The following is a 2,916-nucleotide window of genomic DNA, read 5'->3' on the forward strand; positions in this document are numbered from 1 at the left end:
CGCAAGGCTAAAACTCAAAGGAATTGACGGGGGCCCGCACAAGCGGCGGAGCATGCGGATTAATTCGATGCAACGCGAAGAACCTTACCAAGGCTTGACATGAACCGGAACGGCGCAGAGATGTGTCGGCCACTTGTGGCCGGTTTACAGGTGGTGCATGGTTGTCGTCAGCTCGTGTCGTGAGATGTTGGGTTAAGTCCCGCAACGAGCGCAACCCTCGTTCCATGTTGCCAGCGGGTTATGCCGGGGACTCATGGGAGACTGCCGGGGTCAACTCGGAGGAAGGTGGGGACGACGTCAAATCATCATGCCCCTTATGTCTTGGGCTTCACGCATGCTACAATGGCCGGTACAAAGGGTTGCGATGCTGTGAGGTGGAGCTAATCCCAAAAAGCCGGTCTCAGTTCGGATTGAGGTCTGCAACTCGACCTCATGAAGTCGGAGTCGCTAGTAATCGCAGATCAGCAACGCTGCGGTGAATACGTTCCCGGGCCTTGTACACACCGCCCGTCAAGTCACGAAAGTTGGTAACACCCGAAGCCGGTGGCCTAACCCTTTTGGGGGGGAGCCGTCGAAGGTGGGACCGGCGATTGGGACTAAGTCGTAACAAGGTAGCCGTACCGGAAGGTGCGGCTGGATCACCTCCTTTCTAAGGAGCGCCTACAACTGTCCGTTCCACGTTGTGTGGGGTGTGGGGGTTGTCAGGAGTATGCCCATTGCGCAGGCGTTTGTTCTGCGGTGGGTGCTCATGGGTGGAATATCAACGAATTGATGGCTGCTGGTGCTGGTCGTGTTGAGTACGGGCCTGTGTTTCCTGCCTGTCCCTTTGGGGGTTGGTGGGGGGTGTGGGTTTGGGAAAGGCGTGGTTGGTGGTGGTGGTTTCATTGTTTGGCACACTGTTGGGTCCTGAGGCAACAGGAGTCCGCATTCCTTTGTGGGGTGTGGGTTGTTGGGGTTTCTGGTTTTCCTGGGCATGGCTGCCTGCATCTTGATCCCTGTTTTGTTTGGGGGTTGTGGGGTGCCGGTGGTGTGTTTACTGGGGTTGTTGTTTGAGAACTGCATAGTGGACGCGAGCATCTTAAAATTTTGTGTTCGCATACAACCGTTTACCGGCCTTTAGGGGTTGGTGTGTGTTGTGTGTGTGATCGTCAAGTTTTTAAGGGCACACGGTGGATGCCTTGGCATCAGGAGCCGAAGAAGGACGTGGGAATCTGCGATAAGCCTGGGGGAGTTGATAACCGAACTTTGATCCCAGGATGTCCGAATGGGGAAACCCCGCTCAGCGCGCGAGTGACTGGGTGACCCGTACCTGAACACATAGGGTGCGTGGGGGGAACGTGGGGAAGTGAAACATCTCAGTACCCACAGGAAGAGAAAACAATAGTGATTCCGTTAGTAGTGGCGAGCGAACGCGGATGAGGCTAAACCAGTGGTGTGTGATAGCCGGCGGGCGTTGCATCTCTGGGGTTGCGGGACTTTCCGTATCAGTTCTGCCGGGCTGGTGAAGTGAGTGCAGGCGTATAGGTGAACGGGTTTGAAGGCCCGACCGGAGTGGGTGAGAGTCCCGTAGCTGTAATGCGTGCTGCCGCTTGGAGAGTATCCCAAGTAGTACGGGGCCCGAGAAATCCCGTGCGAATCTGCCAGGACCACCTGGTAAGCCTAAATACTCCCTGATGACCGATAGCGGACCAGTACCGTGAGGGAAAGGTGAAAAGTACCCCGGGAGGGGAGTGAAATAGTACCTGAAACCGTGTGCCTACAATCCGTCAGAGCAGGCTTGTTCCTGTGATGGCGTGCCTTTTGAAGAATGAGCCTGCGAGTTAGTGTTACGTCGCGAGGTTAACCCGTGTGGGGAAGCCGTAGCGAAAGCGAGTCTGAATAGGGCGAGTGAGTGGCGTGATCTAGACCCGAAGCGAAGTGATCTACCCATGGCCAGGTTGAAGCGACGGTAAGACGTCGTGGAGGACCGAACCCACTTCAGTTGAAAATGGAGGGGATGAGCTGTGGGTAGGGGTGAAAGGCCAATCAAACTTCGTGATAGCTGGTTCTCCCCGAAATGCATTTAGGTGCAGCGTTGCGTGTTTCTTGCCGGAGGTAGAGCTACTGGATGGCCGATGGGCCCTACAAGGTTACTGACGTCAGCCAAACTCCGAATGCCGGTAAGTGAGAGCGCAGCAGTGAGACTGTGGGGGATAAGCTTCATAGTCGAGAGGGAAACAGCCCAGACCACCAACTAAGGCCCCTAAGCGTGTGCTAAGTGGGAAAGGATGTGGAGTTGCTCAGACAACCAGGAGGTTGGCTTAGAAGCAGCCATCCTTGAAAGAGTGCGTAATAGCTCACTGGTCAAGTGATTCCGCGCCGACAATGTAGCGGGGCTCAAGTACACCGCCGAAGTTGTGGATTTCAAATATTAGCCAAGCCGCCCCTTGTGGGTTGGTTCAGGCGTTTGGAGTGGTAGGGGAGCGTCGTGTGGGCAGTGAAGTCGCGGTGTAAACCAGCGGTGGAGCCTACACGAGTGAGAATGCAGGCATGAGTAGCGAAAGACGGGTGAGAAACCCGTCCGCCGAATGATCAAGGGTTCCAGGGTCAAGCTAATCTGCCCTGGGTAAGTCGGGACCTAAGGCGAGGCCGACAGGCGTAGTCGATGGACAACGGGTTGATATTCCCGTACCGGTGAAGAACCGCCCATACTGAACAAGGGATACTAACCACCCAAACCGCTTTCCCGTGGTCTTCGGACCCAGTGTTGGTGGGGAGCGTGGGACCTGATCTTGGGAGGTAAGCGTATTAACAGGTGTGACGCAGGAAGGTAGTCGGGCCGGGCGATGGTTGTCCCGGTCTAAGGATGTAGGAGGGATCATAGGTAAATCCGTGGTCCTGGTTTGGATACCGTCTCTGAGACCCGATGGGCCCCAC

General features: G+C 55.8%; 2 rRNA genes. Both read left to right on the forward strand.

What is annotated here, in order from left to right:
- Window positions 1-649, forward strand: a 16S ribosomal RNA gene (locus Q0877_RS16985); the annotation flags it as partial.
- A gap of 497 nt (window positions 650-1,146) precedes the next feature.
- A 23S ribosomal RNA gene (locus Q0877_RS16990) occupies window positions 1,147-2,916 on the forward strand; the annotation flags it as partial.

Origin of the sequence: uncultured Arthrobacter sp., assembly GCF_947495145.1 — a bacterium.
Classification (GTDB): domain Bacteria; phylum Actinomycetota; class Actinomycetes; order Actinomycetales; family Micrococcaceae; genus Arthrobacter_D.